Source organism: Ruegeria sp. YTSC199, assembly GCF_059609725.1.
The window spans coordinates 117,490-134,587 of sequence record NZ_JBXWMF010000004.1 but is presented as its reverse complement, the minus strand read 5'-3'; the positions used below and the strand labels follow the sequence as shown (position 1 = coordinate 134,587).

Here is a 17,098-nt window from a genome sequence, read left to right as displayed (position 1 = left end):
TCCCGGCGCGTTTAACCTTGCAATCAATGCGTGTGTCGTCAAGCCAACGAGCTGTCGATGCCTTTGCATGCCTCGATCAGGCCCTTCACGGCGTTGACCGAATTGTCGAAACCAGCCTGCTCTTCTTCGTTCAGCTTGATGTCGACGACACGCTCAATGCCGCCCGCGCCGATCACGGTGGGCACGCCGACATACATGCCTTCAACACCCAGCTCACCGTCACAATAGGCGGCGCAGGGCAGAACGCGCTTCTGGTCTTTCAGATAGGCTTCGGCCATTTCGATTGCCGAAGTTGCGGGCGCATAGAAGGCCGAACCGGTTTTCAGCAGGCCGACGATCTCGGCGCCGCCGTCACGGGTACGCTGCACGATGGCGTCCAGCTTTTCCTGGGTGGTCCAGCCCATCTCGACCAGATCGGGCAGCGGGATACCGGCAACGGTCGAGTAACGGACCGACGGCACCATGGTGTCGCCGTGGCCGCCCAGAACAAACGCAGTCACGTCGCGCATCGACACGTTGAACTCTTCCGACAGGAAATGAGCGAAACGGCCCGAGTCCAGAACGCCTGCCATGCCGCAGACTTTGTTGTGCGGCAGGCCCGAGAACTCGCGCAGAGCCCAGACCATCGCGTCCAGCGGGTTGGTGATGCAGATGACAAACGCGTCGGGCGCGTTGGCGGCGATGCCTTCACCGACCGACTTCATGACCTTCAGGTTGATGCCCAGCAGATCGTCGCGGCTCATGCCCGGTTTGCGCGGCACACCGGCGGTCACGATGCAGACATCTGCGCCTGCGATGTCTTCATAGGACTGGGTTCCTTTCAGCTTGGCGTCGAACCCTTCCGAAGGACCGGACTCAGCGATGTCCAACGCCTTGCCTTCCGGGATGCCTTCGGCGATGTCGAACAGGACGACGTCACCAAGTTCCTTCATTGCTGCGAGGTGGGCGAGCGTGCCGCCGATCTGACCTGCGCCGATCAGCGCGATCTTGGGTCTGGCCATTTGGAATATCTCCGGTCGGTTTTGAAATCGCGGTTGTGCTAGTCGGTAAATGGTTTTCGCGCAAGGGTTATGCAGCGTGGCATACAACCGCATACTGTTTGCACTGTGCTTGGTGATTGCGCTAAACGGCCTGTTAGACAAGCCTATTTACGGGACGCCGCATGTTCGAATTGAACCTGATGTTTTTTGCTGTGGCAATCCCGGCGGTGATCTTTGCCGGTATCTCGAAGGGAGGTTTCGGCTCGGGCGTGGCCTTTGCGTCGTCGTCGATTCTGGCCCTTATCCTCACGCCCGGGCAGGCGTTGGCGCTGATGTTACCAATTCTGATGGTGATCGATGTGACCACTCTGGGGCCGTACTGGAAACGTTGGAGCTGGCCGGATTCACGGCTGCTGATCCTGGGTGCCGTGCCGGGTGTTGCGCTGGGCGCTTGGCTTTATCGTGCAACAAATGACGACCTTCTGCGCCTGCTGATTGGCGGGATTTCGGTCGGCTTCGTGATCTGGCACATGGCGCAGAGCAAAGGTCTGATCCGCGGTTTTGCCAATCGCCTGTCAGCCCCCGCCGGGTTGTTCGCGGGTTTGGTCGCGGGCTTCACCAGTTTTGTCAGTCACGCAGGCGGTCCGCCCGCCGCCGTCTATCTGCTGTCTCAGCGCCTGTCGAAGACCGAGTTCCAGGCCTCGACCGTATTGGTCTTTTGGGTCATCAACGGCGCGAAGTTCATCCCCTACGCCTATCTGGGCCTGTTCACCTGGCACACGGCGCTGGCGGATCTTCTGTTGGCCCCGTTTGCCATCCTTGGCGCGTGGCTGGGTGTTCGGGCGCATTTCATGCTGTCCGAGCGCCTTTTCTTTAGTATCGCCTATGTTTTGTTGACCATAACCGGTAGCAAACTGATCTGGGACGCGCTGACCTAGACGTTGGGGGGCAGCGCCTCGGCCATCTGCTCATAGGCTTGGCCGGTCGCGATCAGGCAAGTCATTCCATCCGGCAGTGTCACCGTTATGGTCCAGCTTCCGGTCTGATCCGAGGCATAGACCTCCATCACCGCACCCTGCCGTGCAATGCCGATGCCGCGTCGTGTCTCGCCATAGGTTTCGGCCAGCCGTTTCACCACGTCCTCGCGCGGGGCGCAGGTGCGGGCCTCAACCTGTTGTGCAGCCAGAGCCACGATTCCGAGGCTCATCGTCATCTTGAAGAACGTCTTTTTCATCTCTCACCCCTTTCGATTCCATCTGGCAAACAGAGTGCGGTCGGAGGACAGAAATCTGGTTAAAACTCCGCGCGTTGCGTCACGTATGCTGCGCTGCGGCAATTTTCCTCTTGAACTTTCCAGTAAAAAATGGCCCATTCCGCGCAACAATCTTTCAAAGGGAGAGGCCAATGGACCCCCGTCAGCGCCCCTATCGTTCCGTTCTCTATATCCCCGGCTCGCGCGACCGGGCGCTAGATAAGGCGCGTACCTTGCCGGTGGATGCGATCATATTTGACCTCGAAGATGCAGTTTCGGCGGATGAAAAGGCAAACGCCCGCGAAACACTCAAAACTGCCCTGGCGGCCGGGGGCTACGGCTCGCGGGTCAAGATCGTCCGCATCAACGGGTTGGACACCGAATGGGGCCGCGCCGATGCCGAAGCGGTGCGCGAGATGGATGCTGATGTGGTGCTGCTGCCAAAGGTGAATTCTGCCACTGATGTGGAAGCGCTGGCCGCGATTACTGGCGACACGCCGATCTGGGCGATGATGGAGACCCCGCGCGGCATGCTGAACGCCGCCGAGATCGCGGCGCACCCATTGATGGCCGGGTTCGTCATGGGCACCAACGACTTGGCCAAGGAGTTGCAGACCCGTTTCCGCCCGGATCGCCTGCCGATGATGACCTCTCTCGGTCTGTGCCTGCTGGCTGCCAAGGCCGAGGGCCTAATCATTGTCGATGGTGTCTATAATGCCTTCAAGGATGGCGAAGGTCTGGCCGCTGAATGCGAACAGGGCCGAGACATGGGTTTTGATGGCAAAACCCTGATCCATCCTGCACAGGTGGATATCACCAATGCAGCCTATGCCCCGTCGGATACCGAAATCGACCTGGCCCGCCGCCAGATTGCGGCCTTTGAAGAGGTTGAGTCGCAAGGGCAGGGTGTTGCTGTCGTCGATGGCAAAATCGTTGAAAACCTGCATGTTGTAACTGCCCGCGAAATTCTGGCAAAAGCGGAGGCGATTTCAGCTTTGCAAGCGGGGTAAGCCAGCATGGGCTTTGTTCTTCTAATTCTTGGGGTGGCGCTTTGGTGGGCCGCCCATCTGTTCAAACGCGTGATGCCGGCGCAGCGCGCGGCCATGGGCAATGGTGGCAAGGGCGCAGTGGCGCTGGCGCTGGTCGCAGCGATTTTGCTGATGATCTTCGGCTATCGCATGACCGACTTCATCCATGTCTGGTCGCCGCCGTCCTTCATGATCCACATCAACAACCTGCTGGTGCTGATTGCCATCTACATGATGAGCCCCGCCGGTCAGAAAGGTCGCCTGCTGAACAAGACGCGTCATCCGATGCTGGCCGGTTTCCGTGCCTGGGCCTTTGCGCATTTGCTGGTGAATGGCGATCTGGCTTCGATCATCCTGTTCGGTGGTCTGTTCCTATGGGCCATGGTCGAGGTGGTCGTGATCAACCGCGCCGAGCCCGACTGGACCCCGGCTGAGCCCGGCACCTACGGCAAGGACGCGATGTTCTTTGTGGCCTCGATCGTGCTGTTCGGGATCATCGGTTACATTCACGGACTGGTCGGCCCATCGCCGTTCCCGTCATAAGGAGCAGACAAGATGGCAAAACTCTATCGTCTGTTGACCGAGGAAGACACATCCGCCTTCTGCCACAAGGTGTCGGATGCACTGGCAAAGGGGTGGGAGCTGTATGGCGACCCCTCTTATGCCTATGACACAGCCAACAGCGTCATGCGTTGTGCGCAGGCCGTGACCAAAGAGGTCGAGGCCGACTACTCCCCCGAAATGAAACTGGGACAGCAATAATGGCAAAAACCAATCCGGGCCGCTTTTTCGAGGACTACTCCGTTGGGCAGGTGCTGCACCACTCAGTGCCGCGCACCGTAACCGACGGTGAACGGGCGTTGTATCATGCGCTCTACCCTGCGCGACATGCGCTTTATTCCTCGGACGAGTTTGCCCGGGCCAGTGGTCTTCCGCGAAGTCCGATAGATGATCTGGCGGCGTTCCACGTAGTGTTTGGCAAAACCGTTCCCGATATCTCGCTGAACGCGGTTGCCAATCTGGGCTATGCCGAGGGGCGCTGGCTGAAACCGGTCTATTCCGGTGATACGCTGCGGTCTGAATCCGAAGTGATCGGGGTCAAGCAGAACTCGAATGGTAAGACCGGCGTGGTCTGGGTGCGCACACGCGGACTGAACCAGCGCGATGAGGTGGTGATCGAATATGTGCGCTGGGTGATGGTGCGCAAAGCGAACGTCGACGCCCCCGCGCCCGAGGCGGTGGTGCCGGACCTGAAAAAGGTTCTGGAGCCAGGCGATCTTGTTGTGCCCGAGGGGCTGAGTTTCTCGAACTATGATTTTGTCCAGTCAGGTGAGGCGCATCGCTGGGGCGATTACGAGATCGGAGAGACCATCGACCACGTTGATGGTGTGACGGTCGAAGAGGCTGAACATATGCTGGCCACCCGTCTGTGGCAGAACACGGCCAAAGTGCATTTCGACCTGACCTTCCGCCCGGATGGCCGGTTGATCTATGGCGGCCATGTGATTTCTATGGCGCGGGCCCTGTCGTTCAACGGTCTGGCCAATGCGCAGATGATTGTTGGCCTGAACGGCGGAGCACATGCCAACCCCTGTTTCTCGGGCGACACGATCAAGGCTTGGTCCGAGGTTCTGGATAAGGCCGAAACCGGTGTGCCCGGTGTGGGCGCCATCCGACTGCGACTGGTCGCCACCAAGGGTGGTGCGCCCTTTGAACTGAAGGGCGAAGATGGACGATACAAGCCCGGGGTGCTGCTGGATCTGGACTACTGGGCGCTGATGCCGATCTGAGGGCACCCCACATTCATTTGATCGCAGCCTGCGACATTCATGCTAGGCTGCGGTCATGGTCCTGTTCCGCTCACTTGCTGCTTGCCTGTTTCTGACCCCGCCGGCGCTGGGCTGCGATCTTGCGCTGGCTTTGGCGGTGGATGTGTCCGGGTCAGTCGATACAAGCGAATACCGGATTCAGATGGACGGTCTGGCCGCAGGTTTGCGCGATCCCCTCGTGTCCGAGGCGCTGGTGCGCGGGCAAGCGCAGTTGATGCTGGTGCAGTGGACCGGTGCTTCGCGCCAGAAGGTGACGATCCCATGGACCCGGATCGACAGTTTCGACACGCTCGAACGGTTTGCCGATCAGGTGGCCGCCGACCCCCGGGTCTGGCGCAACTTCTCGACCGCGATAGGCGAGGCGCTTGAGATGACCCTGTCCAGCTTTGACGACGTGTCCGAGTGCGCGAGGCACCTTATCGACATTTCGGGCGACGGAGTGTCCAATGAAGGGGTCGAGCCGACCGAGGTGCACGGAGTGTTGCGCAATCAGGGTGTCACGGTCAACGCCATCGCAATCGAGGAAAGCGAGCCGGATCTGACCGCCTATTTCTTTGAAAACGTCATTGTTGGCGAAGGGGCTTTTGTTGTTTCGGCCGCCGGATTTTCAGACTATCCCGAACGAATCCGAAAGAAGCTGCTACGCGAAGTAACACAACAATCTGCCGCTTTGGAGTGAGCGCCGAGGATTCGTGATCACAATGATTGCAACATGAAGGCGCTAACATTGATTTGACTGCATAAGTTTTGTGATCACAGTATTATTTTGTGTGATCACATTATCCCGGTTTCTGCGATATTGTGCCCCTTTTGCCGTTTTTTGCGCGTGCAGCACGTGACAGATAAGCAAAAAAAGGTAAAACGACATGTAGCCAATGAAAGAGGAGCCGACATGGCCGATGTAAATCGGGGCAACCGCCCGCTCTCGCCACATATTATGATTTATCGCCCTCAGATGACGTCTCTGTCTTCGATCATGGTTCGTTTGACCGGGATCGGGGTTTTCGCGGTGGCAATTCTGGTCGTTTGGTGGCTGCTGGCCGCATCGACATCGGAAAGTGCATTCTCGGGGATCGACGGTTTTCTGCGCAGCTGGTTCGGTGACCTCATCCTGACGGCTGCGACCTGGGGGCTATGGTATCACACGCTGGGCCGACTGCGGCACGTCATCTGGGATTTCGGCTATTGTCTCGACATCGAGACCGCTGAGAAACTGGGACTGGGCATGTTCGTTGGTGCGACCGTCCTGACCCTGATCACCGTGCTTGTGGTTTAAGGAGAAGGCACATGCGATATCTGACTGACCGCAAGCGCGCGCAGGGTCTGGGCGCAGGGAAATCCGGCACACTCATTCACTGGCGAACCATGGTTCGGGCGATGATCCTGACCGTATTGGTGCCGATCTTCATCTTCACCTTTGGCGCCGGCATTGGCGGAACCCACGAAGAGGTCGTGGCTTATTTCAGCCGTCCGTTCCCGGCGCTTGTTACAGCGCTCACGTTGGTCGTGGGCCTGCTGCAACTGATGTACGAGGCGCAGGAAGCGATTGAGGACTATGTGCACGGGGTGCTTGAGAAAGTCTCTCTCGCTGCAATGTGGGCCGTGGGCTACACGCTGATGGCTGCCGGGCTGTTTGCCCTGGTCAAGCTGGCCCTGTGATGATGCGCGGTAAGGAACAAGAACAATGACAGCAGCATATGAATATGAAACCCATGAATACGACGTCGTTGTCGTAGGCGCAGGTGGCGCGGGTCTGCGGGCAACGCTGGGCATGGCGGAGCAAGGCTTGCGTACAGCCTGTGTCACGAAGGTTTTTCCGACCCGTTCGCACACGGTTGCGGCGCAGGGCGGCATCGCGGCATCTCTGTCGAACATGGGCCCGGACCACTGGCAGTGGCACATGTATGACACCGTCAAGGGCTCGGACTGGCTGGGTGATACCGACGCGATGGAATACCTCGCGCGCGAAGCTCCCAAAGCTGTATACGAGCTGGAGCACTATGGTGTGCCCTTCAGCCGGACCGAAGAAGGCAAGATCTATCAGCGTCCCTTTGGTGGTCATACCACCGAATTCGGCGAAGGCCCCGCGGTACAGCGGACCTGTGCCGCCGCCGACCGGACCGGCCACGCGATCCTGCACACGCTGTATGGGCAGAGCCTTAAGAACAACGCCGAGTTCTATATCGAGTATTTCGCCATCGACCTGATTATGTCCGAGGGCGGTCAGTGTCAGGGTGTCGTCTGCTGGAAGCTGGACGACGGCACGATGCATGTCTTCAACGCCAAGATGGTGGTGCTGGCGACCGGCGGTTATGGCCGGGCCTATTTCAGCGCGACCTCGGCCCATACCTGCACCGGTGACGGTGGCGGCATGGTGGCCCGTGCGGGCCTGGCGCTGCAGGACATGGAGTTTGTTCAGTTCCACCCGACCGGCATCTATGGGTCAGGCTGCCTGATTACCGAAGGCGCACGGGGTGAAGGCGGATACCTGACCAACTCGGAAGGCGAGCGTTTCATGGAGCGTTACGCGCCGCAGTACAAGGACCTTGCGCCGCGCGACTACGTTTCGCGTTCGATGACCATGGAGATCCGCGAAGGCCGAGGCCATGGCGACGGTGGCGACCACATCCACCTGAACCTCAGCCACCTGCCAGCCGAAGCGCTGGCGGAACGTTTGCCGGGGATTTCGGAATCGGCACGCGTTTTTGCCGGTGTTGACGTTACCAAGGAACCGATCCCGGTTCTGCCGACCGTGCACTATAACATGGGCGGTATCCCGACCAACTATTGGGGTGAGGTTCTGAACCCGACCGCCGACAACCCAACCGGTGTTGTGCCGGGTCTGATGGCGGTGGGTGAGGCCGGGTGTGCCTCGGTTCACGGCGCGAACCGTCTGGGTTCGAACTCGCTGATTGACCTTGTGGTGTTTGGCCGCGCGGCTGCGATCCGGGCAGGTGAGGTTGTTGACGCCAAGGCAGCGAACCCGGTTCTGAACCAGGCTTCGGTCGATAAGGCATTTGATCGTTTCGATGCTGTGCGCAATGCCACCGGCGAGATCGCGACTGCTGATCTGCGTCTTGAGATGCAGCGGACCATGCAGGAAGACGCGGCCGTGTTCCGGACCGCCAAGACCATGGCCGAGGGCGTCGAGAAGATGACGGCAATCGCCGCCAAGATGGACGACCTGAAAGTTACCGACCGCTCTCTGGTCTGGAACAGTGACCTGATGGAAACGCTGGAACTGACCAACCTGATGCCGAGCGCTCTGGCCACTATCGTCGGTGCCGAGGCTCGTAAGGAGTCCCGTGGCGCGCACGCGCATGAGGACTTCACCGAGCGTGATGACGAGAACTGGCGCGTCCACACAGTTTCACGCGTTGAGGGTAACAAGGTAGACCTCAGCTATCGCCCGGTCATCGTTGATCCGCTGACCACCGAAGACGAAGGCGGCATCAGCCTCAAGAAAATCGCGCCCAAGGCGCGGACGTTCTAAGGAGAGGAACTTATGGTACAACTGACCCTCCCCAAGAATTCGCGCATCACGACGGGCAAAACCTGGCCCAAGCCGGAAGGCGCGACCAATGTGCGAAAGTTCCAGATCTATCGCTGGAATCCCGAAGACGGCAAAAACCCGCAGCTCGACACCTATTTCGTCGACATGGATAGCTGCGGCCCGATGGTTCTGGACGCGCTGATCAAGATCAAGAACGAGATCGACCCGACCCTGACTTTCCGTCGGTCGTGCCGCGAAGGCATCTGTGGATCCTGCGCGATGAATATCGACGGGATCAACACGCTGGCCTGTATCTATGGCATGGATGAGATCAAGGGCGACGTAAAGATCTATCCGCTGCCGCATATGCCGGTGGTCAAAGACCTGATCCCCGACCTGACCCATTTCTACGCGCAGCACGCCTCGATCATGCCCTGGCTGGAAACCAAGACCAATCGCCCCGCGAAAGAGTGGAAGCAGTCGATCGAAGACCGCAAGAAACTGGATGGTCTCTATGAATGCGTGATGTGCGCCAGCTGCTCGACCTCGTGCCCGAGCTATTGGTGGAACGGCGACCGTTACCTTGGGCCGGCCGCACTGCTGCACGCTTATCGCTGGATCATAGACAGCCGCGATGAGGCCACAGGAGAGCGTCTGGATGAGCTGGAAGATCCATTCAAACTGTATCGCTGCCACACGATCATGAACTGTGCCAAGACCTGCCCGAAAGGTCTGAACCCGGCCAAGGCAATTGCTGAGATCAAGAAGATGATGATCGATCGCGGAGTTTAAGCGACGCCCAAAAGACTGCACTCGCCGCATTGCGGCGAGTGCATGGCGAGATTGCAATACTATGCAATGCAAGCCGTTCTGTTCAGGTCTATTCTGCCTGCAGGGAGGAGTGATGGAACCGAAACGGGATCGCTCCGATGCAAGAACAAAAAGCAGAAAACACCAAAGCAGCCGAAGCTCTGGCTTTGTTGGAACAGGCTTGGGCCTACTACACTCCTGAACCTGCGCTCGTGTCTCAGGAGCAGCACGAACCAGAGCTGTTCGAATACGCGAACGCCGCCTGACACTTGAATTCACGCAGAGATTGGGCAATGCATAAGTATGCCCATTCTGTTGCTTTTATTGGCCGCTGGCGTGTTTGCCTATTTCGTCTGGCGGTCACGGACGTCCTCTTTGACACGCGATTGCCGATGGCGGCAGCACCGAAAAGAAGGTGTCTGGATTTGCGCCTATTGTGGGGCGCGGCAAGACGGGGAAAACGCCCCGACAGCCTGCCTGCAGGGCAAACAGTAAATCAACAGGGCGATGTCGCGCCCTGTTATTGGTTATGCTGTGTCCGGAAAAGCCGCCTGCAGGGCAATCTCAACCATTTCGCCGAAGCTGCTTTCGCGTTCCGACGAGGGTAGAGCCTCACCCGTCAGAAGATGATCGGACACTGTCAGTACGGCCAGTGCCCGGCAGTTGTGGCGTGCGGCCAGAATGTACAGCTCGGCGGCTTCCATCTCGACCCCCAGGATGCCGTGCCGAACCATCTGTTCGTTCAGGTCGGGGCGTTCGTCATAGAAGACATCGGACGAATAAATCCCGCCAACGTGGGTGGGCGTGCCTTTGGCTTCGGCAGCCTTGACTGCAGCCTGCAGCAAGCCCCAATCGGCGCAGGGCGCAAAGTTCAACTCTTTCAGGATGCCGCGCGATGGTGTGCTGAGGGTGGTCGATGTCATCGCCAGGATTACATCGCGGATTTTGACGCTGTCCTGCATCCCGCCACACGAACCGATCCGGATCAGAGTCTTGGCACCATAGTCACTGATCAGTTCATTGGCATAGATCGACAGGGACGGCATTCCCATCCCGCTGCCCTGAATTGTAACCGGGTTCCCCTTCCAGGTACCGGTAAAACCCAGCATGCCGCGCACGTTATTGACAAGTTTTGCATCCTGCAAAAACGTCTCTGCGGCCCATTTCGCGCGATACGGATCGCCGGGCATTAAAACGGTTTCAGCGATTTCACCTTTTTCGGCACCAATATGAATTGTCATCTCTGATCCAATTCCCGTCAGATTTCCAAATCCGAAATATCAGCGCCGGCGTTCAATGCATCGTGAACCCATTGCGGTTTGCGTCCGCGACCGGACCACGTCTGGTCCGGGTTGGCAGGGTTTTTGTATTTTGCGCTGGATTTTGCGCCTTTGGTCGACTTTGCTGCGCCTGCCGAGAGTTCCGACAGAGAGAACCCAAATTCAGCGGCAGCATTTTCTGCGGCTTTCAACGCCTCTTTACGTTCGCGCTTTTCCGCGCTTTTGAGTGCAGTTTCCACCTTATCACGCAATTCCAGTAGTTCTTTGCGTGACATTTTCTCAAGGCTGATCGCCATTTCTTTCTCCATTCCGAAATACACCACGAATGGGCGTAATAGACCACCGTAAGTTGAAACCCGGTTTTTATCTATACCTTACTTAAAGGCAATGGATTTGGAGATGAAAACGGAAATGCGGCCGTTATTGGGCCGCAATGTACTGTGGATCGACCAGAGTCACAATATCATCCATAATTGCGTTGAGCTCGAAATTCTTGGGCGTATAGATCTTGGACACACCCATTGCCGCGAGTTTTGCGGCATCGTCATCGGGAATGATTCCTCCGACGATCACGGGAACATCGTCCAAACCGGCTTCGCGCAAGTGCGTCATGACCTCCTGCACCAGTGGAATATGGCTGCCGGACAGGATTGACAGGCCAATCACGTGGGCCTTGTCCTCGATCGCGGCGGCGATGATTTCCTCGGGCGTCAGGCGGATGCCCTCATAGCTGATATCCATACCGCAATCGCGGGCGCGGAAGGCGATCTGTTCGGCGCCGTTGGAGTGGCCGTCCAAACCCGGTTTACCGACCAGGAATTTCAGACGGCGCCCCAATTTGTCGCTGACGGCATCAACTGCGGCGCGCAGGTCGTCCAGACCTTCGGTCTTGTTCGACACTGAACCGGAAACGCCCGTCGGGCCGCGATAGGTGCCGTAGACCTTGCGCATTTCCTCTGCCCATTCACCGGTGGTGACGCCCGCCTTTGCTGCGGCAATCGACGGCTCCATGACATTGGCGCCGGTCTGCGCCGCTTCGCGCAACGCGGACAGAGCCACCGAAACGGCCGCGTCGTCACGCTCGGACCGCCACTCGTTCAGTCGGGCAATCTGTTCCTGCTGTACCGCCGGGTCGACGACCATGATGCCGCCATCTTCGGTTTGCAGCGGTGAGGGCTCACCCTCAGTCCATTTGTTCACGCCGACAACAACGGTTTCATTGCGTTCGATCCGGTTCAGACGCTCCGCATTCGAATCGACCAGACGCGATTTCATGTATTCGATTGAGGCAACCGCACCACCCATCGAATCCAGGTTGGCCAATTCGGCCCGCGCACCCTCTTTCAACTCCTCGACCTTGGCATCCACGGCCGGGTTGCCGTCAAACAGGTCGCCGTATTCCAGCAGGTCTGTCTCATATGCCAGGATCTGCTGCATCCGCATCGACCATTGCTGATCCCAGGGGCGCGGCAAGCCAAGTGCTTCGTTCCATGCGGGCAGCTGCACTGCACGGGCGCGCGCCTTTTTCGACAGGGTCACGGCCAGCATCTCGATCAGGATGCGGTAAACGTTGTTCTCGGGTTGCTGCTCGGTCAGACCCAGAGAGTTTACCTGAACGCCATAGCGAAAGCGGCGGAACTTGGGGTCTTCGACGCCGTAGCGGTCTTTCAGAATCTCGTCCCAAAGATCGACAAAGGCGCGCATTTTGCACATTTCGGTGACAAATCGGATACCGGCATTCACGAAAAACGAAATTCGGCCGCAAAGAGCGGGGAAATCCTCGGCCGGGACCCGAGGGCGCAATTCGTCCAGCACGGCAATCGCGGTAGCCAGCGCATAAGCCAGTTCCTGTTCGGGTGTCGCACCAGCTTCTTGCAGGTGATAGGAACACACGTTCATCGGGTTCCATTTGGGCACGTTGGTATAGCAATACTCGGCCACGTCCGCGATCATCTTCAGCGAGGGCTTCGGCGGGCATACATATGTGCCGCGGCTCAGGTATTCCTTGATCAGATCGTTCTGAACGGTGCCCTGAAGTTTGGCGACATCCGCGCCCTGCTCCTCGGCAACTGCGATGTACAGCGCCAAAAGCCAAGGGGCCGTGGCATTGATCGTCATCGAGGTGTTCATTTGCTCCAGCGGGATCTGATCGAACAGCACCCGCATGTCGCCCAGATGGCTGATCGGCACGCCCACCTTGCCTACCTCTCCGCGCGCCAATGTATGGTCGCTGTCATAGCCGGTCTGAGTCGGCAGATCGAAGGCCACTGACAGACCCGTTTGGCCCTTGGCCAGGTTGCCACGATACAGGGCGTTCGACGCCTTGGCGGTGGAATGACCGGCATAGGTTCGGATGAGCCAGGGGCGATCTTTCTGCGTCTGCGTCATAACGGGACCTCGTGCTTTGCGTGGGCAAGAAAATTACGTTCAAGCGTTCTAAAGCGCAATTTTCGGGATATGTCAATTCGCTGCGTCGCGGCATATTTGGTTCTTCAGATTGTAGGTGCAACGGTTTGGTGGCAGGGTGCGCGCATGACTCAGACCGTGGAACTTCCGCTTTGGCTGTTTTTGCTGATCCTGGTTTTTGCCGTGGTCACGCTGGCTTCGCATTTTTTGTTCCCATCCGTACGCTGGTTTTTCCGCCATCGCCTTGAACGCGCGGTCAAGCGCCTGAACAAACGGCTGCAAAGGCCGATTCAACCGTTCAAGCTGGCGCGGCGACACGACATGATTCAGCGCCTGATCTATGACCCGCAAGTCGGGCAGGCGGTTCAGGACTTTGCGCGCGAGGAACGTGTTCCGCAAGCCGTGGCCTTTGAAACCGCACGCCGGTATGCGCGTGAGATTGTGCCCTCCTTTTCCGCTGTTGCTTATTTCAGCGTCGCTATTCGTTTGACCCGGATGCTGAGCAATGCCTTCTACAATGTCCGGCTCAGCTATATGGATGAAAAGGCCATCAGTGACATCGATCCCGATGCAACGGTTGTTTTCGTCATGAACCACCGCAGCAATATGGACTATGTGCTGGTCACCTATCTGGCGGCGCAGCAATCGGCCTTGTCGTATGCTGTAGGCGAATGGGCGCGGGTCTGGCCGCTCAGCCGCCTTATCCGGGCGATGGGAGCTTACTTTATTCGTCGTAAATCGGGCAGTGAGCTGTATCGGCAAGTGCTGGCCTGTTACGTTCGCCACGCGACTGAGGCCGGTGTAACCCAGGCGATGTTCCCCGAGGGCGGCCTCAGCCTGACCGGTGCGCTTGGGCGTCCAAAGCTCGGGCTGCTGAAATACATCATTGACGCAACGGTGCCCCAAGGGCGCGATGTTGTGTTCGTGCCGGTCGCCCTGAATTATGACCGGGTACTTGAGGATACGATTCTGACCAAGGCCGCCCTAGGCAACGAACGCCGGTTTCGCGCCCGGATCGGCGTGATCACGTGGTGGATACTCAAGCAGATCGGGCGGCGGATGATCGGGCGCTATCAACGATTCGGTGTGGCCTCGGTACGGTACGGGCGACCGGTCTCTCTGCAAGCGTTCCGAACGGAACATGAAACCAACCTGATGACGGATCTGGCCCGTGATCTTATGGCAGGTATCGGGGCTGCGATTCCTCTGGTTCCGGGGCCTGCGGCGTGCTGGCTTGCGCGCGAGATGGGCGAGATCCCCGAAGATGACGCCGTGCAACTTATCGAGCGGCTTATGCGACGTAACGGTATCTCCACGCCTTTGGAGCGCGTGGAAATCGAGGCTGCGATCCAACAATTGCTCGACCGCAACATTCTTAAACGTGAGGGCGGAAAAATATCCGTTTCTGATCAGAGGGTTGACCTGCTGGACTATTATGCGGCTTCAGCGCCATTGGACGCAAAAACAGTTATTGCTGCATCCGCAAAGGAAATTTCTGCACCCGCTGGGTCATAAAATTACAAAATACACTCAAAATATGTTGCAATATTTCTCTCCGGCCAATATCTCATCGTTTAGAGCACGCGATTCTGCATCGCGGCAATGATTTGAATAAAGGAGGCCAACATGGCTCTGGACACCGACAGCGGTATCGCGTCTTACGACGCGCCGGAAAAAGACCTCTATGAGATGGGTGAAATCCCTCCGATGGGGTTTGTGCCCAAAAAAATGTACGCATGGGCGATCCGCAAAGAACGCCACGGCGAGCCGGACACCGCGATGGTGCAGGAAGTTGTGGACGTTCCCGAACTGGACAGCCACGAGGTGCTGGTTCTGGTGATGGCCGCGGGCGTGAACTACAACGGCGTCTGGGCTTCGCTGGGCAAGCCGATCTCGCCGTTTGACGGCCATAAGGCACCCTATCACATCGCTGGTTCGGATGCGTCGGGCATCGTCTGGGCGGTGGGGTCGAAAGTGACTCGCTGGAAGGTCGGCGACGAGGTTGTCATCCACTGCAATCAGGACGATGGCGACGACGAACACTGTAACGGCGGTGACCCAATGTATTCGGACAGCCAGCGGATCTGGGGTTATGAGACGCCGGACGGATCGTTTGCGCAGTTCACCAATGTTCAGGCTCAGCAGCTGATGCCGCGTCCCAAGCACCTGACGTGGGAAGAAAGCGCCTGCTACACGCTGACGCTGGCAACTGCCTATCGGATGCTGTTCGGCCACGAGCCACACGATTTGAAGCCGGGCCAGAACGTTCTGGTTTGGGGCGCGTCGGGCGGGCTGGGCTCCTACGCGATTCAGCTGATCAACACTGCAGGCGCCAATGCGATCGGCGTGATCTCGGACGAAAGCAAGCGCGATTTCGTTATGGGGCTGGGTGCCAAAGGCGTTCTGAACCGCAAGGACTTCAACTGCTGGGGCCAGCTGCCGACGGTGAACACACCGGAATATGCCGAGTGGTTCAAAGAGGCTCGTAAGTTCGGCAAAGCCATCTGGGATATCACCGGCAAAGGTGTGAACGTGGACATGGTGTTCGAACACCCGGGCGAAAGCACTTTTCCGGTCTCTACCTTCGTGGTGAAAAAGGGCGGCATGGTTGTGATTTGCGCTGGTACCACCGGCTATAACCTGACCTTCGACGTCCGTTACATGTGGATGCACCAGAAGCGCCTGCAGGGCTCGCACTTTGCGCATCTGAAACAGGCCGCGGCAGCCAACCAGCTGATGGTCGAGCGCCGTCTGGACCCCTGCATGTCGGAAGTGTTCACCTGGAATGATCTGCCCGAGGCGCACATGAAGATGCTGCGCAACGAGCATAAACCGGGCAACATGTCGGTCCTGGTTCAGGCGCCGCAGACCGGAATGCGCACTCTGGAAGAGGTTCTGGACGCGCGCGGTTGAATCGCACGTAAATAAATCTCAGGCGCCCGCGAATCGACTTATCGGTTCGCGGGCGCAGTTTTTTATGAATAGGTCTACTCTTTTCAGTAATTTACCGATCCTAGCCTCACTTTTTTTGGGGAGTAGAAACCAGTGAATAGGCTAAAAAACACCACACATGTTATGGTTGTGTTAACCCTTCGTTAACCGTTTCGGAGCGACCCTGATGGCGCAGAATGAGTGGATACTGGACGTGTTGTCGGACCTCAACGCCTTCGCTGTTGAGAATGGTTTGATCGCGCTGGCCGAGCAACTGGACGACACTAAGCTGGTCGCCGCCGCCGAGATCGCGTCCATGAAGGCTGAGGTACGGACGCCCGCGGATGGGAACAAAACTCGATATGAGCCAGGTCCTGAAGGACTTGGAAAACACCAGCACGCTTGATGAGTTAAGCAATGTCGCCATCCGATTGCGCGACAGGCTGAAGGTCGAACATCTCATTTACCATTGGGTCGATGGCGCTGGGGATCAGTACGGCTATACGACCTATCCAGATGCCTGGGCTGAACGGTATCTGGAAAAGAACTATCACCGCATAGATCCTGTCATACTGGGCTGCTTTCAGCGGTTTCATCCGGTCGATTGGAAAACCCTGGACTGGTCCGGCAAGGTGGCCAAGGCCTTCTTGAAGGATGCGCAAAGCCACGGCGTTGGCAATCAGGGATATTCGATCCCGATCCGGGGGCCGAAAGGGCAATTTGCCCTGTTCACGGTGAACCATTCCTGCAGCGACGAAACCTGGAAAAACTTCATCGACCGACATGGCCGCGAGTTGATTTTGATCGCGCATTACTTCAACCGCAAAGCACTGGAATTCGAAAGTGACCGTCAGCCCGACTCGTCCCGTGGCCTGTCACCGCGAGAGGTGGACGCGATGACCCTGCTGGCGCTGGGCTACAGCCGTGCACAAGTAGCCCATTCGCTGTCAATTTCTGAGCATACGCTGCGTGTTTACATCGAAAGCGCCCGCGCCAAGCTAGGGGCGCAGAACACAACCCACGCCATCGCCACGGCGCTGAGCCGGGGATTAATAGTGGTTTAACAGGCGCACGCCCCACGAACGGGAA

Annotated in this window: 20 protein-coding genes; 15 read left to right on the top strand and 5 right to left on the bottom strand. The window is 58.0% G+C overall.

Annotation, left to right across the window (positions count from 1 at the left end; genetic code table 11):
• Positions 1 to 38: 38 nt before the first annotated feature.
• On the bottom strand, positions 39 to 1,001 hold the full coding sequence (gene mdh / locus AC2FEE_RS05160; protein WP_496863518.1) for a malate dehydrogenase: 963 nt from the start codon (positions 999 to 1,001) through the stop codon (positions 39 to 41).
• Between the two features lie 161 nt (positions 1,002 to 1,162).
• Between mdh and AC2FEE_RS05155 the strand changes: the two genes are divergently transcribed.
• Entirely contained in the window at positions 1,163 to 1,918 is a 756-nt protein-coding gene (locus AC2FEE_RS05155) for a sulfite exporter TauE/SafE family protein (protein ID WP_496863517.1), read from the top strand.
• Here AC2FEE_RS05155 and AC2FEE_RS05150 read toward each other — a convergent pair.
• On the bottom strand, positions 1,915 to 2,214 hold the full coding sequence (locus AC2FEE_RS05150; RefSeq protein WP_496863516.1) for a hypothetical protein: 300 nt from the start codon (positions 2,212 to 2,214) through the stop codon (positions 1,915 to 1,917). The genes AC2FEE_RS05155 and AC2FEE_RS05150 overlap by 4 nt on opposite strands.
• Positions 2,215 to 2,384: 170 nt before the next feature.
• Between AC2FEE_RS05150 and AC2FEE_RS05145 the strand changes: the two genes are divergently transcribed.
• The 10 genes from AC2FEE_RS05145 (at position 2,385) to AC2FEE_RS05100 (ending at position 9,658) form a co-directional block, all read left to right on the top strand.
• Positions 2,385 to 3,242 carry an HpcH/HpaI aldolase/citrate lyase family protein gene (locus AC2FEE_RS05145; protein ID WP_496863515.1) on the top strand — a complete coding sequence of 286 codons (858 nt, stop codon included), beginning with the start codon at positions 2,385 to 2,387 and terminating at the stop codon, positions 3,240 to 3,242.
• A 6-nt stretch (positions 3,243 to 3,248) separates the two neighbouring features.
• A complete protein-coding gene (locus AC2FEE_RS05140) occupies positions 3,249 to 3,803 on the top strand; it encodes an NnrU family protein (RefSeq protein WP_496863514.1) in 555 nt (184 codons plus the stop codon).
• Positions 3,804 to 3,815: 12 nt separating this feature from the next.
• The gene (locus AC2FEE_RS05135) at positions 3,816 to 4,022 is read left to right on the top strand and encodes a DUF1737 domain-containing protein (protein WP_496863513.1); all 207 of its coding nucleotides are present in this window, start codon (positions 3,816 to 3,818) and stop codon (positions 4,020 to 4,022) included.
• The gene (locus tag AC2FEE_RS05130; RefSeq protein WP_496863511.1) at positions 4,022 to 5,050 is read left to right on the top strand and encodes a MaoC family dehydratase; all 1,029 of its coding nucleotides are present in this window, start codon (positions 4,022 to 4,024) and stop codon (positions 5,048 to 5,050) included. The genes AC2FEE_RS05135 and AC2FEE_RS05130 overlap by 1 nt, the downstream gene beginning before the upstream one ends.
• Positions 5,051 to 5,105: 55 nt before the next feature.
• Positions 5,106 to 5,768 carry a DUF1194 domain-containing protein gene (locus AC2FEE_RS05125; RefSeq protein WP_496863510.1) on the top strand — a complete coding sequence of 221 codons (663 nt, stop codon included), beginning with the start codon at positions 5,106 to 5,108 and terminating at the stop codon, positions 5,766 to 5,768.
• Positions 5,769 to 5,981: 213 nt separating this feature from the next.
• On the top strand, positions 5,982 to 6,365 hold the full coding sequence (gene sdhC / locus AC2FEE_RS05120) for a succinate dehydrogenase, cytochrome b556 subunit (protein ID WP_496863508.1): 384 nt from the start codon (positions 5,982 to 5,984) through the stop codon (positions 6,363 to 6,365).
• An 11-nt stretch (positions 6,366 to 6,376) separates the two neighbouring features.
• Positions 6,377 to 6,748: a succinate dehydrogenase, hydrophobic membrane anchor protein gene (locus AC2FEE_RS05115; protein ID WP_496863507.1), complete on the top strand. Its 372-nt coding sequence runs from the start codon at positions 6,377 to 6,379 to the stop codon at positions 6,746 to 6,748.
• A gap of 25 nt (positions 6,749 to 6,773) precedes the next feature.
• Positions 6,774 to 8,582, top strand: coding sequence for a succinate dehydrogenase flavoprotein subunit (gene sdhA / locus AC2FEE_RS05110; protein ID WP_496863506.1), 1,809 nt, complete (start codon positions 6,774 to 6,776; stop codon positions 8,580 to 8,582).
• A gap of 12 nt (positions 8,583 to 8,594) precedes the next feature.
• Positions 8,595 to 9,374 (top strand): succinate dehydrogenase iron-sulfur subunit, encoded by a 780-nt coding sequence (locus AC2FEE_RS05105; protein WP_421597218.1) that lies wholly within the window; start codon positions 8,595 to 8,597, stop codon positions 9,372 to 9,374.
• Between the two features lie 137 nt (positions 9,375 to 9,511).
• Positions 9,512 to 9,658: a hypothetical protein gene (locus AC2FEE_RS05100; RefSeq protein ID WP_480592851.1), complete on the top strand. Its 147-nt coding sequence runs from the start codon at positions 9,512 to 9,514 to the stop codon at positions 9,656 to 9,658.
• Between the two features lie 261 nt (positions 9,659 to 9,919).
• Here AC2FEE_RS05100 and deoD read toward each other — a convergent pair whose 3' ends face one another.
• The 3 genes from deoD to AC2FEE_RS05085 all read right to left on the bottom strand — a co-directional run bounded on the left by deoD (position 9,920) and on the right by AC2FEE_RS05085 (position 13,060).
• Complete coding sequence (gene deoD / locus AC2FEE_RS05095) at positions 9,920 to 10,633, bottom strand: purine-nucleoside phosphorylase (protein WP_496863504.1); 714 nt, start codon at positions 10,631 to 10,633, stop codon at positions 9,920 to 9,922.
• 17 nt (positions 10,634 to 10,650) lie between these two features.
• Positions 10,651 to 10,968, bottom strand: a complete 318-nt coding sequence (locus AC2FEE_RS05090) for an H-NS histone family protein (RefSeq protein WP_496863502.1) — start codon at positions 10,966 to 10,968, stop codon at positions 10,651 to 10,653.
• Positions 10,969 to 11,092: 124 nt separating this feature from the next.
• On the bottom strand, positions 11,093 to 13,060 hold the full coding sequence (locus AC2FEE_RS05085; RefSeq protein ID WP_496863500.1) for a methylmalonyl-CoA mutase family protein: 1,968 nt from the start codon (positions 13,058 to 13,060) through the stop codon (positions 11,093 to 11,095).
• A 144-nt stretch (positions 13,061 to 13,204) separates the two neighbouring features.
• Here AC2FEE_RS05085 and AC2FEE_RS05080 point away from each other — a divergent pair, with 144 nt between their 5' ends.
• From AC2FEE_RS05080 to AC2FEE_RS05065, 4 genes are all read left to right on the top strand, one after another.
• Positions 13,205 to 14,593 carry a 1-acyl-sn-glycerol-3-phosphate acyltransferase gene (locus tag AC2FEE_RS05080; RefSeq protein WP_496863498.1) on the top strand — a complete coding sequence of 463 codons (1,389 nt, stop codon included), beginning with the start codon at positions 13,205 to 13,207 and terminating at the stop codon, positions 14,591 to 14,593.
• Positions 14,594 to 14,704: 111 nt separating this feature from the next.
• A complete protein-coding gene (gene ccrA, locus AC2FEE_RS05075) occupies positions 14,705 to 15,991 on the top strand; it encodes a crotonyl-CoA carboxylase/reductase (protein ID WP_480592861.1) in 1,287 nt (428 codons plus the stop codon).
• 205 nt (positions 15,992 to 16,196) lie between these two features.
• On the top strand, positions 16,197 to 16,415 hold the full coding sequence (locus tag AC2FEE_RS05070) for a hypothetical protein (protein ID WP_496863496.1): 219 nt from the start codon (positions 16,197 to 16,199) through the stop codon (positions 16,413 to 16,415).
• On the top strand, positions 16,354 to 17,073 hold the full coding sequence (locus tag AC2FEE_RS05065; RefSeq protein ID WP_496863494.1) for a helix-turn-helix transcriptional regulator: 720 nt from the start codon (positions 16,354 to 16,356) through the stop codon (positions 17,071 to 17,073). The genes AC2FEE_RS05070 and AC2FEE_RS05065 overlap by 62 nt, the downstream gene beginning before the upstream one ends.
• The last annotated feature ends 25 nt before the right edge of the window (positions 17,074 to 17,098 follow it).